The sequence below is a fragment of the Kitasatospora sp. NPDC003701 genome (assembly GCF_053587085.1).
In genome coordinates this window covers 1-20,229 of sequence record NZ_JBSFNM010000103.1, presented here as the reverse complement: position 1 = coordinate 20,229, position 20,229 = coordinate 1, and the positions used below count along the sequence as shown (strand labels likewise).

Annotated in this window: 19 protein-coding genes; 14 read left to right on the top strand and 5 right to left on the bottom strand. The window is 73.8% G+C overall.

Annotated features, from left to right (window positions below):
* Positions 1-294 precede the first annotated feature (294 nt).
* The 13 genes from ACWDRR_RS42520 to ACWDRR_RS42460 all read left to right on the top strand — a co-directional run bounded on the left by ACWDRR_RS42520 (position 295) and on the right by ACWDRR_RS42460 (position 15,293).
* Entirely contained in the window at positions 295-3,231 is a 2,937-nt protein-coding gene (locus ACWDRR_RS42520; RefSeq protein WP_449777694.1) for a lantibiotic dehydratase, read from the top strand.
* Positions 3,228-4,484, top strand: coding sequence for a lanthionine synthetase C family protein (locus tag ACWDRR_RS42515; RefSeq protein WP_449777693.1), 1,257 nt, complete (start codon positions 3,228-3,230; stop codon positions 4,482-4,484). Before ACWDRR_RS42520 ends, ACWDRR_RS42515 begins: the two co-directional genes overlap by 4 nt.
* Positions 4,485-4,514: 30 nt before the next feature.
* The gene (fxlM, locus tag ACWDRR_RS42510; protein ID WP_449777692.1) at positions 4,515-6,602 is read left to right on the top strand and encodes a methyltransferase, FxLD system; all 2,088 of its coding nucleotides are present in this window, start codon (positions 4,515-4,517) and stop codon (positions 6,600-6,602) included.
* A 93-nt stretch (positions 6,603-6,695) separates the two neighbouring features.
* A complete protein-coding gene (locus ACWDRR_RS42505; RefSeq protein ID WP_449777691.1) occupies positions 6,696-7,805 on the top strand; it encodes a hypothetical protein in 1,110 nt (369 codons plus the stop codon).
* Positions 7,806-8,291: 486 nt separating this feature from the next.
* On the top strand, positions 8,292-9,662 hold the full coding sequence (locus ACWDRR_RS42500; protein WP_449777690.1) for an NUDIX domain-containing protein: 1,371 nt from the start codon (positions 8,292-8,294) through the stop codon (positions 9,660-9,662).
* Positions 9,659-10,141: an NUDIX hydrolase gene (locus ACWDRR_RS42495; RefSeq protein ID WP_449777689.1), complete on the top strand. Its 483-nt coding sequence runs from the start codon at positions 9,659-9,661 to the stop codon at positions 10,139-10,141. Before ACWDRR_RS42500 ends, ACWDRR_RS42495 begins: the two co-directional genes overlap by 4 nt.
* On the top strand, positions 10,138-10,269 hold the full coding sequence (locus tag ACWDRR_RS42490) for a hypothetical protein (RefSeq protein ID WP_449777688.1): 132 nt from the start codon (positions 10,138-10,140) through the stop codon (positions 10,267-10,269). Before ACWDRR_RS42495 ends, ACWDRR_RS42490 begins: the two co-directional genes overlap by 4 nt.
* Before the next feature lie 34 nt (positions 10,270-10,303).
* Entirely contained in the window at positions 10,304-10,789 is a 486-nt protein-coding gene (locus ACWDRR_RS42485) for an NUDIX domain-containing protein (protein WP_449777687.1), read from the top strand.
* Positions 10,789-11,034 carry a hypothetical protein gene (locus tag ACWDRR_RS42480; RefSeq protein ID WP_449777686.1) on the top strand — a complete coding sequence of 82 codons (246 nt, stop codon included), beginning with the start codon at positions 10,789-10,791 and terminating at the stop codon, positions 11,032-11,034. The genes ACWDRR_RS42485 and ACWDRR_RS42480 overlap by 1 nt, the downstream gene beginning before the upstream one ends.
* Positions 11,035-11,079: 45 nt before the next feature.
* Positions 11,080-11,637: a class I SAM-dependent methyltransferase gene (locus ACWDRR_RS42475; RefSeq protein WP_449777685.1), complete on the top strand. Its 558-nt coding sequence runs from the start codon at positions 11,080-11,082 to the stop codon at positions 11,635-11,637.
* A 14-nt stretch (positions 11,638-11,651) separates the two neighbouring features.
* Complete coding sequence (locus ACWDRR_RS42470; RefSeq protein WP_449777684.1) at positions 11,652-12,146, top strand: GNAT family N-acetyltransferase; 495 nt, start codon at positions 11,652-11,654, stop codon at positions 12,144-12,146.
* The gene (locus ACWDRR_RS42465) at positions 12,143-14,194 is read left to right on the top strand and encodes an ATP-binding cassette domain-containing protein (protein ID WP_449777683.1); all 2,052 of its coding nucleotides are present in this window, start codon (positions 12,143-12,145) and stop codon (positions 14,192-14,194) included. The genes ACWDRR_RS42470 and ACWDRR_RS42465 overlap by 4 nt, the downstream gene beginning before the upstream one ends.
* Before the next feature lie 55 nt (positions 14,195-14,249).
* Entirely contained in the window at positions 14,250-15,293 is a 1,044-nt protein-coding gene (locus tag ACWDRR_RS42460; protein ID WP_449777682.1) for a hypothetical protein, read from the top strand.
* Positions 15,294-15,361: 68 nt separating this feature from the next.
* On the opposite strand, the gene ACWDRR_RS42455 is transcribed toward ACWDRR_RS42460, so the two are convergent.
* The 5 genes from ACWDRR_RS42455 to ACWDRR_RS42435 all read right to left on the bottom strand — a co-directional run bounded on the left by ACWDRR_RS42455 (position 15,362) and on the right by ACWDRR_RS42435 (position 18,973).
* Positions 15,362-15,853, bottom strand: coding sequence for a hypothetical protein (locus ACWDRR_RS42455; protein ID WP_449777681.1), 492 nt, complete (start codon positions 15,851-15,853; stop codon positions 15,362-15,364).
* A gap of 169 nt (positions 15,854-16,022) precedes the next feature.
* The gene (locus ACWDRR_RS42450; protein WP_449777680.1) at positions 16,023-16,856 is read right to left on the bottom strand and encodes an aminoglycoside phosphotransferase; all 834 of its coding nucleotides are present in this window, start codon (positions 16,854-16,856) and stop codon (positions 16,023-16,025) included.
* Positions 16,837-17,694, bottom strand: a complete 858-nt coding sequence (locus ACWDRR_RS42445; protein WP_449777679.1) for an aldo/keto reductase — start codon at positions 17,692-17,694, stop codon at positions 16,837-16,839. Before ACWDRR_RS42445 ends, ACWDRR_RS42450 begins: the two co-directional genes overlap by 20 nt.
* Positions 17,604-18,818 (bottom strand): JmjC domain-containing protein, encoded by a 1,215-nt coding sequence (locus tag ACWDRR_RS42440; protein ID WP_449777678.1) that lies wholly within the window; start codon positions 18,816-18,818, stop codon positions 17,604-17,606. Before ACWDRR_RS42440 ends, ACWDRR_RS42445 begins: the two co-directional genes overlap by 91 nt.
* An 8-nt stretch (positions 18,819-18,826) precedes the next feature.
* Positions 18,827-18,973 (bottom strand): hypothetical protein, encoded by a 147-nt coding sequence (locus tag ACWDRR_RS42435; RefSeq protein WP_449777677.1) that lies wholly within the window; start codon positions 18,971-18,973, stop codon positions 18,827-18,829.
* Positions 18,974-19,324: 351 nt separating this feature from the next.
* Here ACWDRR_RS42435 and ACWDRR_RS42430 point away from each other — a divergent pair, with 351 nt between their 5' ends.
* On the top strand, positions 19,325-20,059 hold the full coding sequence (locus ACWDRR_RS42430; protein WP_449777676.1) for a phytanoyl-CoA dioxygenase family protein: 735 nt from the start codon (positions 19,325-19,327) through the stop codon (positions 20,057-20,059).
* Positions 20,060-20,229 lie beyond the last annotated feature (170 nt).

Sequence of the window (20,229 nt, the reverse complement as noted above, 5' to 3'; positions counted from 1 at the left end):
GTGCGCCGGGGCGTCGGCACCTTCCTGGTCTTCGTCGCGGTGGCGGTCGCGGTGGCCGGCTTCCTGACGGCCGCGGTCAACGCGCGCGGCGGCACCGACCGCCCCCTCCCCCTTCCTCACCGCGACCGCACGGAGGCATTCGTGGCTGAACAGACCCAGGCGTTCCGCGCCGCCGGCGTGGCGCTGGTGCGCGCCGTCGCCCACCCAGCGCGCGACCTGCCGCCGTGGCCCGACCTGACGGATCCCAACCCCGACGCGGCCACCACGGCCTCACAGGTCGAGTGGCTGCGCGCGGTGTGGCAGCTGGAATCCCTCGTCGAGGGGCTGGACCTGGCCAGCCCCGCACTCGCCACGCAGGTGCGCACCCTGCTTGCCGCCACCGCCCCGCACGCCCGCGAGGTCCGGCGCTGCGCCCTGGCCCTGGCCCGCTACCTGCTGCGGGCGACGGGCCGCGCAACGCCCTTCGGCCTGTTCGCCGGCGTGACGAGCGCCGCCATCGGAGCGGGCGCGGCGGCCCGCTTCGGCAGCGGCCACCGCGCGGTCGCCGCCGCCTCCGCGCACTGGCTGGCGGGCATGACCGCCCGCCTCGAAGCCTGCCCGGAGCTGTGGGGCCGCCTTCCCGTCCTCGCCAACAGCGCGCTGTCGCTCCGCGGGGACCGACTGATCGTGCCGTACCAGCCGAACCCGCACGGGCAGCGAAGCGCCGCGGTGGAGGTGTCCCTGCGCCACACCGCCCCAGTGAGCGCCGCCCTGGCGATGGCCCGCACCCCGGTACGCCTGGACGACCTTGCGGACAAGCTCCTCGCGGACTTCCCGGCCGCTGGCCCCCAACGGGTGGCGGCTCTCCTCGACGAACTGACCGCCCGGCGCGCCCTGGTCACCGCTCTGCACGCGCCCAGCACCTCGACCGACGCCCTCGGACACCTCGTCTCCCAGTTGGAGGCCGCCGACGCCCGCACCATCCCACTGGTCGCCGAGCTGACCGCGGAGCTGCGCGCGATCCACACCGCGCTGCGGGACAGCGCCGCGCGGCCCGCCGAGCAGAGCCGCCCGGCCCGGCAAGCCGCCGCCGCGCGGATGAACGACCTGCTGCCCACCGGCCGGCACCCGCTCGCGGTCGACCTGCGGCTGGACGCCACGATCACCCTTCCCCCCGCAGTCGCCCGCGAGGTGGAGCGCGCCGCGCTGGCTCTGGCCCGGATCAGCGCCGCCCCCTGGGGCACCGCCTCCTGGAAGGCGTACCACCAGCGGTTCTACGAGCGGTTCGGGATCGGCTCGATGGTGCCGGTGACGGACGTCGTCGCCGACAGCGGGATCGGCTTCCCCGACGGCTACCCCGGCTCGACGGCCGCAGAGCGCCGCCCCGCAATCACCGGCCGCGACGAGGCCCTGGTGCGCATCGCCCAGGGCGCGGCCCTGGAGGGCCGCGACGAGGTGGTCCTGGACGAGGCCCTGATCGCCTCCCTCTCCCTGGGGCCGGACCCGGTCCGGCTGCCACCTCACCTGGAACTGGGCGTGCGCGTGCACGCCGCCAGCGCGGCGGACCTGGAGCGGGGGAGGTTCCAGCTGGAGGTCGTGAGCGCCTCCCGGGGCGCCGGGGTGGGCACCGGCCGGTTCCTGCAGGTGCTCGACCCGGACCACCGCGCCGCTCTCGCCGCCGAGCTGGCGGACCTGCCGGGCGCCGACCGCAACACCGTGGCCGCCCAGCTGTCCTTCCCACCGCTGGACCCGGACACCGCGCACGTCACCCGGACCCTGCGGATCCTGCCGACCGTGATCACCCTGGAGGAGCACCGGCCGCCCGAAGCGGGCGCCCTGACCCTGCAGGACCTGGCCGTGGGCTGTGACGGCCGCCGGATGTACCTGGCCGCACCGGCGCGCGGGCACCGCGTGGAGGCCGTCGCGATGCACGCGCTGAACCCCCACACCCACACCCCGCCGCTCGCCCGCTTCCTCACCGAACTCGGCCGCGCCCAGTGCGCCGCGGTGACCCTCTTCGACTGGGGCGTGGCACGGACCATGCCGTTCCTTCCGCGCCTGCGCCACGGCCGCACCGTGCTGTCCCCGGCCCGCTGGCGCCTGGAGAGCACCGACCTGCCGGACCGGGCCCGCCCGTGGGCCGAGTGGGACGCGGCGTTCGCCACCTGGCGCACCCGCCGCCGGATGCCGCGGCAGGTCGCGCTCACCGAGGGGGACCGGCTGCTGCCCCTGGACCTGGACGAGTCCGGCCACCGGGCGCTTCTGCGCGCCCACCTCGACGCCGGCACCCCCGCGGTGCTCACCGAGGCCGCCCGGGACGACGGCTGGTGCGAGGGCCGGGCCCACGAAGTCGTCGTGCCGCTCAAGGCCGTCCGGCCGCCCCGGTGGCCGGCGCTGCCCGCACCGGCCCGGGAGCGGATCATCGGCCGCGATCACGGGCAGACGCCCGCCGCCTCCACCGTCCTGCTCGCCGGCCTCTACGGCGACATCCGGCGCCAGGACACCCTGCTGGCCCACCACCTGCCCGACCTCCTGCGGCGGCTCGGCGAACCGCCCTGGTGGTACGTCCGGTTCCGCGACCCCGACCAGCACCTGCGGCTGCGCATCGCCCTGCCCGACCCCGCCGACTTCGCCCCGGTGGCCGCCACGGTGAGCGGCTGGGCCGACGAACTGCACCACGCCGGGCTACTGCGTGAGGTCCGCTATCCCGTCTCCTACCCGGAGTGGGGCCGCTGGGGCGCGGGCGCGGCCTGGGACGCGGCCGAGGACGTCTTCCGGGCGGACTCGCGCGCCCTGCTCGCCCAGCTGCGCCGCCCGGACGGCCCGGACCGCCGCGCCCTGGTCGCGGCCCACAGCCTCGCCATCGCCTCGGCATTCCTCGGCAGTGCCGTCGCCGGCGCCGACTGGATCATCGGGAACGTCCCGCCGGCCGCCCCGGCCCGGGTGCCCCGCGAGCAGTTCGCCGAGGCGGTACGCCTGGCCGACCCGCGCGGCGACTGGGCGGCCCTGCGCGCGGCGCCGGGCGGCGCCGCCATCGTGCAGGCGTGGGCCGGGCGCGACGCGGCGCTGGCCGCCTACCGCGCTCACCTGCCCGGCCCGGACACCCACGGGATCGCCGTCGACGACGTGCTTGGCTCCCTGCTGCACGTCCACTTCGTGCGCGCCGTCGCCGTCGACTTCCCCGAGGAGGCGGTCTGCCTCTACCTCGCCCGGGCCGCGGCCCTCGCCTTCAAAGCCCGGGGCAGCGCATGAGCACCCACCCCGCGCAGCGCCTCGCCACGGACGTCGCCGACCGCCTCGCCGATCCCGGCGCCGCACCGGCCGCCTACCGGGCCAAGGACTGGTGGCGTCAGTCCCTCGCCCACGGCGTCCCCGGCATCGCGCTGCTCCACATCGAACTCGCCGCCCAGGGCCTGCGCCCGTGGCAGCGGGCCCACGACTGGCTCGCCGCCACCGCCCGGGCCCCCGTCACCAGCGGGGCCGACAGCCACCCCTTCCACGGCGCGCCGGCCCTCGCGCACGCCCTGGCCTGCGCCGCCGAGCACCTCCCCGGCTCCTACCAGCGCCCCCTGCACGCCCTCGACCAGCAGCTCACCGCGGACACCCGCCGTCGGCTCGACGCCGCGCACCGCCGCATCGACGACGGGCAACCGCCCGCCCTCGCCGAGTTCGACGCGATCCACGGCCTTACCGGCTACGGCTCCCGCCTGCTGCACCGCGACCCCGACAGCGACGCCGGCCGGGCCGTCCTGGAGTACCTGGTACGCCTCACCGACCCGCTCACCGACGGCGGGCGGGAACTCCCCGGGTGGTGGACCGCCTCCGGGCCCTCCGGCCGGCCCGATGCCCGCTTCCCCGGCGGTCACGCCAACACCGGCGCCGCCCACGGCATCACCGGCCCCCTCCTGCTGCTCAGCCAGCTGGCCCGGCGCGGAGTCACCGTGGCGGGCCAGCACGAGGCGATCCGCACCGTGCTCGCCTGGCTGGACCGCTGGCGCCAGGACACCGACCGCGGACCGACCTGGCCGTACTGGATCACCCCCGCCGAACTTCGCACCGACCGTGCCGCGCCGAACGCACCGCTGCGCCCGTCCTGGTGCTACGGCACCGCCGGCGTAGGCCGTGCCCAGCAACTGGCCGCCATCGCCCTCGGCGACCGCGCACGCCAGCTCGCAGCGGAGAACGCCCTCGCCGACGCCCTCACCGACCCCGCCCAGCTCGCCGCGACCTCGGACATCTCCCTGTGCCACGGCTTCGCGGGACTCGGCCACATCGCCGCCCGCGCCGCCCACGACGCCCTCCCCGAAACGGGCCACCGCCTGCGCGCCCTCGTCCCCGCGCTGCTCACCCCGGTTCAACCGGCGGCGGCCGTCGCCCTGGTGGAGTCACCGGACGCCGGCCCGGGTCTGCTCGACGGCGCGGCCGGCGTCGCCCTGGCCGCCCTCTCGGCCGGCACCGCCGATCCACCCGGCTCCGCCTGGGACGCCTGCCTGCTCATCTCCTGACCACCCACCACCTAGTCGTGAGGACACCGGATGCCCGCCGCCCCCTGGCAGCAGCACACCATCGAATTCACCGACCGTCGAAGCGCCCAGCAGGTCATCGCCGACACCCTCGGCCCGGCCCTGGCCGCGGCCGAGGCCGAAGGGCTCCTCCACGGCTGGTGGTACATGAACAAGCAGCCGTGGCGGCTGCGCTACCGGGCCCGCACCGCCCCCACATCCGTCACCGAGCTGCTCGACGATCTCACCGCCTCGGGCCGGATCGTCTCCTGGAACAACGGCATCTACGAGCCCGAGACCGCAGTCTTCGGCGGCCCCGAGGCCATGGACGCCGCCCACACCCTCTTCCACCACGACAGCCGCCACCTGCTCACCTACGCCCCGCCGCCCGCCGCCCGGCACCTGGGCCGGCGCGAGAGCGCCGTCCTGCTGGTAGGTGCCATGATGCGCTCGGCTGGCCTGGACTGGTACGAGCAGGGCGACGTCTGGGACAAGGTCACCGAACTGCGACCGGACCCAGTGCCGCTCCCGCCCGCCCGGGCCGCCCCGATGACCGAGGCGATGCGCCGCCTGATGAGCGCCGACACCCGGATCCTGTGCGACCCGGGCGGCGCGCTCGCCGGGCACACCGCGTGGGTCCTCGCCTTCGAGCGCGCCGGCCGGGCCCTCGCCCACCTCGCCGCAGGAGGCCGCCTCACCCGGGGCCTGCGCGCCGTCCTGGCCCACCACGTCATCTTCCACGCCAACCGCGCCGGCCTCCCCCTGGAGGACCAGAGCGCCATGTCCGCACTAGCGAAAGCAGTAGTCATGGGAACGAGTGACACCACCGCGTCTCGGCCCGGGGCCAACCCCGACCGCACTAGCCTCGGCGCCGTGAACACCGACACGACCGACACCGCAACCACCGCCGAGGACCTCCGCAACGCCCTGATCGACCAGATCATCAAGGACGGGCGCGTGCGCACCCCGCGCATCGAACAGGCGATGCGCACCGTTCCCCGCCACCTCTTCGTCCCCAACGCGTCCCTCGAACAGGCTTACGCCAACTGGACCGTCGACATCAAGAAGGACCCCGACGGCACCTCCCTCAGCTGCGCCTCCCAGCCCGGCATCGTCGGCCTCATGCTGGAGCAGCTGCAGCCCCAGCCCGGCGACAAGATCCTCGAACTCGGCGCCGCCACCGGCTACGACGCTGCCCTCCTCGGCGATCTGGTCGGCCCCACCGGCCACGTCACCACCATCGACGTCGACACCGACCTGGTGGAGGGCGCCCGCTCCCACATCCGCGCGGCCGGCTTCGACAACGTCACCGTCCTGGAGCGCGACGGCGCACTCGGCCACTCCGACGGCGGGCCCTACGACCGGATCATCGCCACCGTCGGCGCCCACGGCGTCCCGCACGCCTGGCTCGACCAGCTCGCCCCCGGCGGCCTGCTGCTGGTCCCCCAGCGACTGCGCGGCAGCGTCTCGCGCTCCATCGCCTACAGGCAACGCCCCGACGGCGTGTGGGCCTCCACCGGCAGCGAGATGAACACCTTCCTGCCGCTGCGCCGGGGCATCGCCGACGACGAGCGCCGCATCATCCCGGTCACCGCGAGCGGTCTGGTGCGCCTGCAGACCAACAGCGAGCAGACGGTCGACGCCCAGGCGCTGGCCGACGTCCTGGACCAGCCCCGCACCGAGGTGTGGTCCGGCGTGCTCTACCGGGCGATGGAGTCCCCGGAGTGGATGGAGTTGTTCCTCTCCTGCGAGCTGCCCAGCGGCCTCAACCAGATGCCGTTCACGAAGCAGGCCCGCGGCGGCCTGCTCACCGACGACCCGTACCCGAGCTCCACCGCGGCGTTCGACGGCGGCGCCCTCACCTACCTCGCCCGGCGCCTGTCCGACAAGCGCACCCCCGAGGGCGGCAAGCTCTGGGAGTTCGGCGTCGTCGGCCACGGGCCCGGCAGCGACGAGCTGGCAGCCCGCGTCACCGAGGCGATGCGGACCTGGGACCGCGAGTACCGCGACCTTCAGGCCCGGTTCGAGCTCCACCCGCTCGACGCCGCCCCCGCCGCACCGGCCCCCGGCCGCTTCACCTTCGACACCCCGCTGAACCGGATCGTCATCGACTGGCACTGAGCCGCACCCGGCACAGAGCACCACGGGTTCCCGCCGCCTGATCGCGGGTGGCGGGAACCCGCCCCCAGCCCGTCACGACCGTCCGGAGGACGCATGGACCCGCACGGGGCGACAGCCCGCCGCTTCCCCCTCGTGGCCCGGGTACGGCCGCCGTGCCTCCCGCTCCACACCCGTGTCGACAAGCTCACCGAACTCGCCGACGCGGCCCAGACCCAGGCGTACCAGGGCATGGCGTCCAGCGTCTTCAACCAGGCCGCCCTCCTGGCCTCCGACCTGGACCTGCCCGACCTCGCTCGCCAGTGGTGCCACCAGCACGCCGCCGCCTACCTCCAGCACACCCCGCTCGCCGGCATGGACGCGATCCGCGCCCTGGAGCCGGTCGTCAACCTCGCCCGGCTCCACATCCGCGCCGGCCGCACCGACCAGGGCCACCAGCACCTCCTCGCCCTCTACGACGCGGTCACCGCCGCCACCGCCGCCACCTTCGACGGCATCCACATACCCGGCGACCTCACGGCCACCGACGCGGAGCGCGACGAGGTACGCCAGTGGCTGTGGCGGGTCATCATCGCGGACGGCACCCGCGCCCTCACCACCGCCGGCCGCTGGCCGCAGGCCCTCGCCCACTTGGAGAAGCACCGCGGCGTCGGCGCCCGCATGCTCGACGGGCGCCAGGTCGCCGTCCTCGCCCGCGCCACCACCGGCGACCACCGCGGCGCACAGCGGCTCCTCGCCGGCACCACCCCGGGCGAGCCCTGGGAGAACGCCGTCACCGCCTGCCTCACCGCCCTGTGCCACCCGGCAGGGGATCCGCCCGCGACCAGCGAAATCGACGCCCTGCTCGACCACTTCCCCGGGCTGGAGATCCGCGCCGACCTGGCGGTCTTCGACACCCGCCTCCTGTTGTCGGCCCTCGACGTCGACGGCGCCGCGAGCCATCCGGGCATCCGGACCCAAGCGTCCGCCTTGGCCGGCCGGATCGCGGACGCCAGCGACGGGTACGCGGCCCGCGAAGTCCTGGCCCATCACGGCTGCCTCGCCGTCCTCAACCGGAAGCAGACCCGCGCCCTCGAAGACACGGTGGAGGCGTGTGCCCTCGGACAGCGCGTGATCCCCCACGGCCTCCGGCGCCGCCTGTCAGCCGTCCTCATCACCGGTGAAGCCGTCATCACACGGACGTTGAGCGCCCAACTCCACCGGTGAGGACACCGCCCGCAACGCTTCTGGCAACTGACCAGCCGAAAGGGTGAATCCGGCGACGGCTACGCGGCTTGCGCTCTCCTCGCCCACTGCGAGGTCCGCATCCGCCTGGACAGCGGCACGGCGGTCTCGCTCGAACGCTCGCTCGCCGCCTGCGCGCTGGACTCCGGGGGCCTGTCCGCCGCTCTCCTCGGCCGGCTTACGACGCCCTGGAGCACGAACGCAGGGTGCTCGAAAACAACCTGTTCGACCCGGGCTCGCCCGGAGGAAAATCCGCTTGGACAAGGCCCTCGAACAGCACCATCATCGGACGCTTCCACCCGCAATCAGTGCGGCAACTCAACTCATCAGCAGTCGAGTTGGTGCTTCCGTATGTACCGATCGGCGTCTCGCCCGCCCGCGATGCCGACCTGTGTCCCAAGGACCCGTGGCCGGTCCGGCCCCGAACAGCGGGCCTTGCCCGCCCGAGAGATCAAGGAGTTACGACCGGTGATCGACTTCGGTGAACTGACCGCACTGGCCGCCCGCGAGAGCAGGGAGCGGATCGGGGTGGGCGTGGTGGTCCGCGACGCCTCCGGGCGGATCCTGCTGGTCCGCCGGGCCCCGCACGACGTCCTGCCCGGCCTGTGGGAGTACCCCGGTGGCGGCCGGGAGGAGGGCGAGGGTGTGGAGGAGGGCGCGGCCCGGGAACTGGCCGAGGAGACCGGGCTCGCCGGCCTGCCGCTGGAGTACCTGCGCCACCTCGACTTCACCAACCAGGCCGGGCGGCGGGTGCGGCAGTTCATCTTCACGGCCGTCGTCCCCGACGGCACCCCGGTGGTCCTCTCCCGGGACCACGACGCCCACCGGTGGGTGGACGCGGACGCCCTGCCGCCCGTCGGCGAGGGGCAGCGGGAGGTGATCGCCTGGCTGGTGCGCCGCTTGGCGATCCCCCGCTGGCGGCCGGTCGGCGGCTACATCACCACCATCGCCCGGCCCACCGCCTACGGCAGCTTCCTGGTCACCGACCCGCAGGGCCGCGTCCTCGGCATGCGCTCGACCATCAACCCGACGGTGTGGAACTTCCCCGGCGGCAACGTCGAGCACGGCCGCACCCCGTTCGCCACCGCGCTGATCGAGGGCGTCGAGGAGCTGGGCCTCGATCTCGCCGCGGAGAACCCCGAGGTCATCGCCCAGCGGCGCCTGGTCGCCGCCATCCACGAGCAGGCCGGCACCGAGTACCCGGTGCCGGTCTGCGGCTACGTCTTCGACGGCGGCGTCCTCACCCCCGAGCAGCAGGCGAGGATCCGCCTCGATCCGGCCGAGCACACCGAGTGGCGGTTCGAGAGCGCCCACGACTGGCACGCGCTCATGGAGCCGGACCGCTACCGGCGGCTCCTGCAGGTACTGCGGGCCCACCGCTCCGGTACCGCGCTCTACCTGGAGCGCCCGGCACCGGCCGACGACGACTTCGAAGGCGTCATGGTCCTGGTCACGGACACCCGGGGCCGACTGCTGATGCATCACCGCGATCAGGCCCAAGGCATCGCCTGGCCGGGTCACTGGACACCGATCGGAGGGTGGCGCGAGGGCCGGGAGACGGACCGGGAGACCGCGGCACGCGAGGTCCTGGAGGAGGCAGGGATCACCGTCACCGGCCTGAGCCCGGTACCCGGCCCGCAGCACGACCTCGTGCACCCGCTCACCCGCGTCCTGCACGGCGTCTGGAACGGCCCCGAGAGCGACCTGCGGCTCGGCGACGAGGGCCTGGCCGTCCGCATGGTCCCCCTCGACGAGGTACCGCAGCTCAAGGTCCCGCCCTACATGCGGCACTACCTGCCGCTGCTCGCCGCCGGCCTCCCGTCCGGGAGGACCGCTTGATCCCCCACGACCACACCCCGCACCCGGCCGCAGGCGAGGACCAGCTGACGCTGGTCGTCGGCGTCCACCTCGTCCTCACCGACGCCGGCAGCGTCCTGCTCGGCCGGCGGCGCAACACCACCTACGCGAACGGCCTGTGGCACCTGCCGGCCGGGCACATGCAGACCGGCGAGAGGGTGACCGGCTCGATGTGCCGCGAGGCCGAGGAGGAACTGGGTATCCGCATCGCCGAGGAGGACCTCGTCCTCGTCCACACGCTGCACCACCTCGACCCGGACGACGGCCGCAGCCGCCTCCAGCTGTTCTTCCGCCCCACCCGCTACGGCGGCCACGTGCACAACGCCGAGCCACACAAATGCGAGGAGCTGCGCGCCTGGCCGCTCGCATCCCTGCCGGCCGACACCGTGCCCTACACCGTCCACGCGCTCGCCGAGATCGCCCGCGGCAATGCGCTGTCCACCGTCGGGTGGGCCGCGTGAACGCCCCCGCCGCCCTTCCGGACGGTGTCGACCGACTGCTGCGCGCAGCCGCGGGCCCCTACGAGCCGCTGGGCGGGCACGCCCGCACCGTGCTCGACCTGCTGCGCCATCCGAACTCCGTCACGTGAACACCCCCTTCCCTTCGTCCAGTTGGAGTCATCCGTGCAGTCCCTGCGTCAGGCCGTCTGTGTCATCGTCCACGACGAGGAGGCGGGCAAGGTCGCCTGCGTCCACTACGCCAACGACTCCTGGTCCACGGTGCCGGCCTGGACCGTCCCAGGCGGGAAGGTCGACGAAGGCGAGCGCCTGGACCAGGCCGCCGCCCGGGAGCTGCTGGAGGAGTCCGGGCTCACCGTCGACCCTGCGGAGCTGCGGCTGGTCCACACCATCCAGGTGAAGGCCGGCTGGGACGGCAAGGGCCCGTTCCTGCTCTCGGTGTTCGCCGCCACCTCCTGGCAGGGCGAGCTGACGAACGCCGAGCCGGACAAGCACCTTGACGTCCTGTGGATGGACACCGACGCGCTGCCCGGCCCGATGTTCCCCACCTCCCACGCCGCTCTCACCGCCTACCTCGCTGGCGACAAGCGGGGATTCTCCACCTACGGCTGGGGCGCCTCGGAGGACCTGCGCGCCCTGGTCGGGGCCTGATGCCGGGCCGCCACCGCCGCCCGCCCATCGCGGACCAGGCGGCTCTGCCGGCGGACGTCGACCTGCGGCTGCGCGCCATCACCCAGGGCCGCACCGTCACCGACGAAGGCGTCGTCGTGCTGCCCGGCGCGGAGCACCCGTACGCCTACCGCCGCCTCTACCGGCCCGACGGAGGAGTCGACCGGCTCCTGGAGCGCCTGGGCCCCGGCCCGCTCCACCCGCCCGGCCCGCACCCCGCCGACTAGACCCGCTCGCCCGCCGCACCACCGTCACCGACCGAAGGGATCGCGGTGTCCACCGCAGACCGCTGGAACGACCACTACGCGCAGGGGAAGGGATTCCGGCCGGTCTCGGAGCAGGAGGTCGCCCTGCTCGCCGGGCACCTCGGCCCGGGCGCCCGCCGCAGAGCGTTCGACCTGGGCTGCGGCACCGGCGAGTACGCCGCCGCCCTCCACGGCCTGGGCTTCGCCACCACCGGCGCCGACTCCTCCAAGGTCGCCGTCACCACCGCCCAGGACCGCCACCAGGGCTGCGACGGTCTCGACTTCCAGCTCCTGGACGTCGAGCGTGGCGGCCTGGCCCCGCTCCCGGCAGCCGGATACGACCTGATCACCTGCCGCCTGTTCCTGCCCTTCGTCGACCTCGTGCCGACCATCGCCCACGTCCGCCACCTCCTCGTCCCCGGCGGCCGGCTGCTCGTCACCACACCCGTCACCGAACGACAGACACCCGGCTACCGCTCCTCCGGGCTGCGCACCTGCGACCTCGACCTCCTGCGCTCCTTCGACTGGGCCGCCGTGGCCCAGTACCCGCTCGACGACCTCCTCTGCCTCGCCCTGACCCGCTGACGAAAGGCCCCCGGTTGACACCCCCGACCGCCCGTCCCACCCGTCCCGCCCGTCCCGCCCGTCCCGGCGACGCCGACGAGCTCTTACGCCTGCGCGCCCAGCTCCACTGCGGCCTCGACACTCCCGAGCCGTGGCACACCACCTTCGCCGCCGAGATGCGCGAGCGCCTGGGCACCGACCCGGGCCTGCTCGCCTTCGTCAGCGAAGCCGAGGACGGCACCCTCGCGGCCTGCGCGATCGGCCTGATCTACCGCGCCTACGACGGACCCGTTTACACCGGCGGCCACTGGGGCCGCGTGCACTCCGTCGTGACCGACCCGCGCCACCGCCGCCAAGGCCACGCCGAGGCCGTCACCCGCGCCCTGATCCTGGCGCTGCAGCAGGCCGGGTGCGCCTCCGTCGAGCTGAACGCCACCGACGAGGGCCTGCCCTTGTACGCCAAGCTCGGCTTCGTCCCGGCCGACCACTACCTGACGCTGCGCCGGCCCCTGGACGGAGGTGCGGCGTGAAGGCGCGAGAGGACCACCCGGCCCCCGACGCGGACGAGCCCTCACCGAGCGAGCGGCTGCTGTTCGGCGGCCGGATGCGCTACGACATGGGCTGGGCCCGCCACGAGGCCGCCGGAGCCGAGACCGGCCTCCTCGCGGTGGCCCGGCAGGTCCCCGGGATGCTGCGCCTGTCCTGGCGGCTCGCAGCCCGGGCCGACCGCCCCGCCCTCACCGTGGTGGTCGCCGCCGAGATCGGGCGGGCGGTGGCCGCCGCCGTCGCGCTGGTCGCCGTCAACTCCGTCCTCGGCGTGCTGTTCGGCGCCGCCGGCGAGACCGGCCAGACCCTGCGCGCGGTACTGCCCGCCCTGCTGGCGGCCGGGGCCGCCACCGGAGCCGGGGCGCTCCTGGCCGCGCTCTCCGACTGGGCGGAGGGCCGGATGACACCGCGGATCGAACGGACCGTCACCCTCACCCTGCTGGAGCGCGCCTCCCAGGTCGAACTCGCCGCCCTGGAGGACGCCGACTTCAACCGGCTGCTGGAGTCGGCCCGCTTCGGGATCAACTCGGTCGGACGCATGACCAGCCAGAGCGTGCGGATCCTCAGCACCACCCTCTCGATGGCGGCCACCGGCGGCGTCCTGCTGTCCCTTTCCCCGTGGCTGCTGCCGCTGCTCGTGTTCATCGCAGCACCCAGGGCATGGGGGTCGGTGGTCACCGCCCGCCGGCGCCGCCGCTCGGTGATGGCCTGGCTCCAGCACCTGCGCGCCTCCGCGCTGATCGCCCAGCTCCTCACCCAGACCTACACCGCCGCCGAGATCCGGGTGCACGCCGTCGGCGCCTTCCTCCTGGGCCACTTCCGGCAGATGGCCCTGGCCTCCGAGACCGAGCAGGCCCGCCTCGCTGCTGCCGCCGCCCGCACCACGGTCGCCGCCTCCGCCGCTTCCGGCCTCGCCTCGGTGGGCACCTTCGCCGTCCTCGGCGCCCTCATCTCCAGCGGCAACCTGACCCTCGCCGCCGCGGGAACCGTCGTTGTCGCGGTGCGCACCGGCGCCGCCAACATCGGCAGCCTGCTCACCAGTGTGAACAGCCTGTTCGAGGAGGCCCTGTACGTCGGCGACCTGCAGAAGCTCGACACCGAGGGCGCCGCACTCGCCATCCCGACCGGCGGCCACGACCTGCCCGAGAACCCGGCCGAGATCAGGGTCGAGGACGTCACCTTCACCTACCCCGGGCGCACCACCCCCTCCCTCGACAAGGTCAGCCTCATCATCCCGGCGGGCCAGATCGTGGCCCTGGTCGGGGACAACGGCGCCGGCAAGACCACCGTCTCCAAGGTGCTCTGCGGCCTGTACCCGCCGGACAGCGGAACCGTCCGATGGGACGGCATCGACACCGCCACCGCCTCCCGAACCCAGCAGTTCGCCTCGACCGTGCTGCTCCCGCAGGACGCCTTCCACTGGCCGCTGACGCTGCGGGCGATCGTCACCGCCGGACGTCCCGGCCACCACGACGACGAGCAAGCCCTCTCCGACTCAGCGCAGTTCGCGGGGATCGGGAAGCTGATCGCCGACCAGGAGAACGGCTGGGACACCCTCGCCGCCAAGGGCTTCCACGGCGGGGTGGAGTTCTCGGGCGGCCAGCGGCAGAAGATCACGACCGCCCGGACCCACCTGAGGGCGACCACCACCGGTCCGGACGGCCGCAGGCCCGTCCTGGTCATCGCGGACGAGCCGACCTCCGCCCTGGACCCGGCGAGTGAGGTGCGCGCGTTCGACAACCTGCGCCTCCTGGCCGACCAGGGCATGACGGTGGTCCTGGTGACCCACCGCCTCGCCGCGACGGCCGCCGCCGATCTGATCTACGTCCTCCACGAGGGCCGCGTCGCCGAGCACGGCAGCCACGCCGAGCTCATGGCCCGGGAACCGGCCTCCCGGTACCGGACGAACTACCTGCTGCAGGCGTCCCAGTACGACAGCGCCCGCGACCCCGGTCCGGCAGGCACCGCCGATGGGCAGGCCGCGGTCCCCGGGCAGGCACCCCGCGGCCAGGACACCGCCTCCCGGCCCTGAGCGCGGACGGCAGGCTCCCGCCTCTTTCCAACTGTGCGACCGTCTAGGAGAGTTCATGCGTTTCGGCACCTACAACCTGTTCAACCTGGGGCAGTTGGCCTCGCACCAGGAGAAGGAGCGCTACGACCTTCTCGTGCAGGTGATCCGCGGCCTGGACGCCGACGTCCTCGCCGTCCAGGAGATCATCGGCACCGACCGCGAGGAGGCCGTGGCCGTCCTGCGCCGGCTCGCCGACGACACCGGCATGTCCTGCGAGGCCACCCGGGCGTCCAGCACGGTCCCCGAGCCCGCGCTCGGCAGCAGCCTCCACCGCTTCCACGTCGGCCTGCTCTGGCGGCCCGGCTTCGACCCGGTGCCCGGCACCCTGTGGACCTGCGCCGGCGGGGTGGACTTCTGGCACGCCATGACCACCGCGGTCTTCGACACCGGATCCGGTGCGGCCGGGCGGATCCGGCTCGGCTCCTACCACGCGGACCCGTTCCGACCCCAGCAGCGGCTCAGCGAGGCGTACCGGGTGCTGTCCGCCTTCCAGGACGCGCTCCCCGGCGGGATCGGAGCCGACTGGAACGAGATCAGCTCCGACCGCCGGCCCACCGGCGCCTACTTCGACCCGGACACCCTGCCGGGACAGACCCACCCCAAGGTCCGCTACCAGGCCCGCTTCGACCCCGACAACCCGAGCGCCCCGCCCGTCTCCGACCGCTCCGCGACCACCCTCCTGCTCCAGCAGCCCGGCGGCCTGGTGGACACCGCGGCCGTCGCCGACGTTCCGTGGCTGCCCACCACCGGCCACTGGGTCGACGCCCAGGGACGGCGCGAGGGTTTCGGGCCGCGCCGCATCGACACCCTGCGCGTCACCGCCGGCCTTGCCCCCGCCGTCCGGGCGCACACCACCCACGGCGGGCCCCTGGGCGCCCTGCTCGCCGACGTCGTCCAGCGGCATGTCGCCGACGGGCGCGGCTCGATCTCCGAGAAGGCGTCCGCGGTGATCGCCGAGCACATGGCCACCCACACGCTGACGGCGGCCGAGCGGGCCAGCGACCACATGCCTGTCACCACCGACCTCGATCTCACGGCGGACGGGGCGCCCGCCGGGTGAGCCCGCGCACGGAACCTGCCGGAGGCGAGCACCGCCGCTCGCGTCCGGCAGGTCCCCGCGGGCCGCGGTCACGGCCCGGCCGGTACCTGCGCCGCCGTATCGTCCAGTGCCCAGGCCAGCCACTCCAGGCCCCACTGGAGCGGGCTTCCGGGCCGGTCGGTCATCGCGGCGGGGACCTCGAACACATCGGGCAGCGGCACGTGCTCGCGCAGCAACGGCTCGGCCACCGGCGCCAGCCACCCGTACCCGTAAACGCCCGTATAGCTGGCGACGAACCCCTCGACCACCGCGGCGGCGCCCACCGGGTCGCCCGCCGTGGCGCGGATCTCCGTCTCGGGCACATCGCTCACCCGGCCGGCGTGCTCGCCGGCGGCGGCCAGCAGGAGCAGCGCCAGCGCCTGCAGTCCGTGGACGGCGTAGGAGTCGTGCGGACCCTCGTCGTCCTCCCACCGTGGCTCGACCAGTTCGGCCGCCCGCCACAGCGCGTCCGACCACCCTGCCGATCGTGCCGGCGCCGCCAGCGCGCCGGCCATCCACCAGAGCCTCTTCTGCTTGACCACTCTCGTCCCCTTCTCGCCAGCCTGCCCTCACTATGCCTGGCGAGGTACAACAGCTGTCACCGTTCCGCCTGACCTGGCAACCTAGTCCTGCGATCAGCGGCCGGGGAAGCCTGGAGCCCCGCCCGGCTTCCGGTCGGCCTCCTGGCGAGGAGCTGGGCGTCCGGCTCGGTCAGGTGAGTTCGGCCAGGAGCTGGTTGGCGGTTCGGGCCATGGTGTCGGTGTGCGGCCCCGGGGTGCCGGTTCGCTTGTACGCGCGGGCGGTGTTGGCGCACAGCAGGAGGCGGGACAGCCGTCCGGATCGGGTGGTGAGGATGTCGGCGAAGAGGTCCAAGACCTTCTCAGCGACGGCTGGCTGGGGGAGGGAGGCTGCCCAGAGGCAGGCGGCGTCGAGGCCGACGGGGGCGTTGCCCCAGTCCTCCCAGTCGAGGACGGCGAGGTCGGGGCCGCACAGGTTGGCCCAGCCGAGGTCTCCGTGGGCGCACGCCCAGTCGGTGACGGTGGTGTCGACGCTGTCGCCGTAGATCTCGCGGATCCGTGCGGTGAGGTGGGTCTGCGGCATGCACAGGCGGTCGGTGGTGTAGCCGGCGAGCGCATCCAGGGCGACCCGAAGATCGGTCCACCACCGCTCGGGCAGGTGCGGATCGCTGCTGAGGTCGGCACGGTGGGAGATGGACCGGGCCGGGATGTGCGTCATCTCGTCGGCGCGCCAGACCACACCCAGCGTGGTGTCCGCCCAGGAGGCAGCGGCGAACCACTCGGGCCGGGGAACGCCGGTGAGGGCGGCGGCGGCTTCGAAGCCGGTCCAGCGCTGGCTGTTCAGCCGGTCGGGCCGTCGCCAGGCCAGCCGGACCCAGGTGCCCGCCGCGGTGGGGAACCCGGCGGAGCCGTTGTGGGCCGAGTAGTGGCCGGCCTTCCGCTGGAGGGTGCAGCCCAGGCGGCTCTCGGCGTTGTCCAGGACCTCCTCCAGGTCGACGGTCGACAGGTCATCCAAGCTCTGCTGCACGGGCGTTGTCCCCTCCGGCCTCGCGGTGTTCTCGCACCGTAGCGGCTTCGCGCAGCAGTGTCCGGTAGCGGGCGAGAGTGTCGGGGTCGGTCTCGATGTCGGTTGTGGCGGTGGCGAGTTCGGCGAGGTGCGCGGGGTCGGAGGTACCTGCGGCGATCCGGGCGACGGAGGGTGTGCCGTAGGCGATGGCGAGGGCTGCTTGCAGGGTGGGTGCGGTGCGCCGTCCGGCGAGGAAGGGCCTGGTGTTGAGCTGCTGCCAGAGGGGGTCGGCGGGGTTGCCGCCGAAGGGTGCCATGCCCCAGCGGTGTCGGGGGCGCAGGTGTTCGGCGAGTCGGTCGCCGGCGTCCAGGACGTGGGTGGGGACGGCGAGTCCGGCGCGGGTCATCAGGACGTCCGGCCGGGGTACGTCGTCGAGGTGGGTAAGGAGTGGGGCGGGGTTCCACGTGGAGACGCCCCAGTGGCGGATGCGGCCGTGCTCGCGCAGGCGGACGAGTTCGTCGGCGGCGCGGGCGAATCCGGTGGGGTCGTGCTCGGGGTTGTGTAGGAGCAGGGTGTCCGGTGGGCGGCCGAGGTCGCGGGCGGCCTGGTCGGCGGCTGCGCGTAGGCGGGCGGGGTCGAGGTCGTGGCCGTCGGGGAAGTAGCCGATCTTGGTGGTCAGGTCGAAGCGGTGAAGGAGGGGGCCGGCCTGTTCGGCGAGCGCCCGGTGGGCGTGGTGGTGCTGGTAGTTGGCGGCGGTGTCGAGGGCGGTTACGCCGAGGTCGAGGGCTGCGGCGAGTAGGTGACGGCGGGGACCAGCCCGGTATAGCCCGAGGGCGAGTCGCCGTTCAGCGGGGCGCACAGGCCCTCCTTCACGAGGTGGTCGGCGAGCGCGGCCAGGTCGGGTCCGCCGTTGGCGAGGTGGACGGGGTGTCCGGACAGCAGGGTGCGCAGGGGCTGTTCGGCGCGGGACCGGAAGGTGAGGCGCTTGCCGCCGGCGACGACCAGGACGCCGTCGGCGGTGGCGGTGATCTCGGGTGCGAACTCGGTGACCGCGGCGACCGCCTCCAGCGGTCCCAGAGCGGGGATGTGCGGGAGGTGGCGGGCCGGCGGCGTGCTGGCGCGGGTGGCCGCGAGGTAAGTGGCGGGGTCGTGCTCGCGGGCGAGTTCGGCCAGGCGCTCGACGAGCAGGTCGTTCGCGGGCACGCCGTCGGCCATCTCCAGGTCGGTGCGCATGAGCTGGTCGGCTCGCGCGGTGTCGGCGAGGGCGGCGATCCAGCTGACCGGGGTGCGGCGGGTGAGGCCGAAGGTCACGTGGAGGGTGTGCCCGTCGTCGCCTGAGCCGACGCGGGTGGCGGTGTGCCAGTAGCCGCGGGGGATGTGGATCACGTCGCCCGGGTTCATCACCCCGCCCCACAGAACGTCCTCGGCGGGGGTGAGGTTGCGTTCGGCGTCGCGGTACATCGGCACCGGCCTCGACGGACCGCGGACCTCCCACGCCTTCTGTCCGGAGACCTGCACGCAGACAACATCATGATCATCCCAATGCAAGCCGAAGCCTGCGGTGTCGCCCACACCCAGGTAGGCGTTGACCGAGACCAGTTCGCCCGACCACCACCCCAGCGCCCGGCAAGCCACCTCCAGGACGGGATCGAACGTGTCGACGCTGTCCAGGACCAGCGAACCGCCAGCCGACAGGACCCTTCCGAGCGAGGCCATGTCCGCCTGCTTCACTGCCTGGCGCCGCCGGTTGACCACTTCGGTCAGGTACTCCGAGGGGTGAAGTTCCTCGCCGTCGGCGTAGCAGCGCAGCTGCGGGTTGGCCAGATGCCTTCGCATCACCAGGTCCAGGAGGCGGTGCGGTGTCATCAGCCGGGTGGCCAGATCCGGCTCCGGGAGGTGCCCGCGGGCGAACGCGCGCCCGATGGCGCCCGGCCCGTCCCAGCCCAGCGCTTTCTCGATGCCTGCGACGAGCCGGTGCTCCATGCGGTCTCCTAGCCTCGGGGAAGGTTCAGGTCGCGGTTCTCGCCGTCGTCGCCGGCGGAGTTGCCGGAGCTGGTGACGTCCGAGCGCTCCGCCTCGTACCGGTCGTGCGCTCCCGAGAGCTGCTCAACCGTTAGCAGCAGGTCATCCTCGTCCATGGGGGTCACCTCCCTTCCCTGCTCGTGGGGACGACCTACGGCAGCCGCGTGAACGGCCCGACGTCCCAATGAGCAGTCTTCGAACGTAGGCGACAGACAGGACCACCGCAGCGCCGGAATCAGCCACAACCTGCACTCCCCAGACCAGCCGCCGGCCTGCGAGCCGACACCGGGCGCGGTACGGAGCCGCTGGCGGTATCCGACCGCAAGGATGGCGGGATATAGGCAACCTGGCCGCCTGACCTCGTTGCGCAGGTTGGCACCCCCGGGGTTCGAACACGAGCCCCTGTCCGGTGCCGGCCTCCGATAATTCGGTTGTCGGCATCGACTGCGCCGCGCTTCCATCAACGGATGGAGACAGTAACTCCCCAGCGCATCAACGAGTTTCGCGACCGCGGGTACACCGTGGTGCCCGATGTCCTCACCCCGGTCCAGGTAGCCAACTGGCGGGCGCTCGTCGGCCGGCACCTCGACTTGCAGCCGCCCGAGGACGGACGGACCGGACCGTACTTCCTGTGGCCCCTGCTCACCCAGGACTCCGAGCTGCGGAACCTGTACCGCGACAGCGGCGTCGCCGATGCGATCGAGCCCCTCCTGCGGGCAGGTCTCCCTCTGCCGGAGCCGGACGTCGCGCAACTGGCGGTCACCCTGCCCCCGCACCCACACCACCCCGGCGCCCCGCACATCGACGGACTCACCCCCACCGAGGAGGACGGCCGCCCGGGAACGTTCACCGTGCTCGCTGGCCTGCTCCTGACCGACCAGCGCGACCGCGACCGGGGAAACCTGTGGGTATGGCCGGGCACCCACCTGCGCACCGGGGCGTGGCTGCGCGAGCACGGCACCGACGCGCTGGCCACCGCGGTGCCCTACCCCCCGATCGAGCTGGGCGAGCCGTCACAGGTCACCGGGGCAGCCGGAAGCCTGGTCCTCGTGCACTACCTCCTTGCGCACAACATCGGCGGGCACTTCGGGACTGCCCGCGACGAGCGGCGGGAGACCGTCTACTTTCGCCTTCGCGCAGGCGGCCACCGCGAGCGCTGGCGCGAGGTCGTAGCCGATCCGCTGATGGAGTTCTCCGGCTGACACAAAGGGCCGGGGCGGGGACGCGGCGCGTCTACTGGATGGAGAGCGGGACCTCCACGGTCAACTGCGACCTAGTAGTACTTCGTTAGGTCTGGCGTGGTCCGGTGCGCCCTGGTCGGTGTTTGGTGGGTAACTCGCGGTGGCAGGTGGGGCATTCGCCGGTCCAGGCC

Excerpts from the sequence above, each read along its gene's own strand:
- ACWDRR_RS42515 (WP_449777693.1), top strand. The coding sequence starts at position 3,228 with ATGAGCACCCACCCCGCGCAGCGCCTCGCCACGGACGTCGCCGACCGC.
- fxlM (WP_449777692.1), top strand. The coding sequence starts at position 4,515 with ATGCCCGCCGCCCCCTGGCAGCAGCACACCATCGAATTCACCGACCGT.
- ACWDRR_RS42505 (WP_449777691.1), top strand. The coding sequence starts at position 6,696 with ATGGACCCGCACGGGGCGACAGCCCGCCGCTTCCCCCTCGTGGCCCGG.
- ACWDRR_RS42480 (WP_449777686.1), top strand. The coding sequence starts at position 10,789 with ATGCCGGGCCGCCACCGCCGCCCGCCCATCGCGGACCAGGCGGCTCTG.
- ACWDRR_RS42460 (WP_449777682.1), top strand. The coding sequence starts at position 14,250 with ATGCGTTTCGGCACCTACAACCTGTTCAACCTGGGGCAGTTGGCCTCG.
- ACWDRR_RS42440 (WP_449777678.1), bottom strand. The coding sequence starts at position 18,818 with ATGGAGCACCGGCTCGTCGCAGGCATCGAGAAAGCGCTGGGCTGGGAC.
- ACWDRR_RS42435 (WP_449777677.1), bottom strand. The coding sequence starts at position 18,973 with ATGGACGAGGATGACCTGCTGCTAACGGTTGAGCAGCTCTCGGGAGCG.
- ACWDRR_RS42430 (WP_449777676.1), top strand. The coding sequence starts at position 19,325 with ATGGAGACAGTAACTCCCCAGCGCATCAACGAGTTTCGCGACCGCGGG.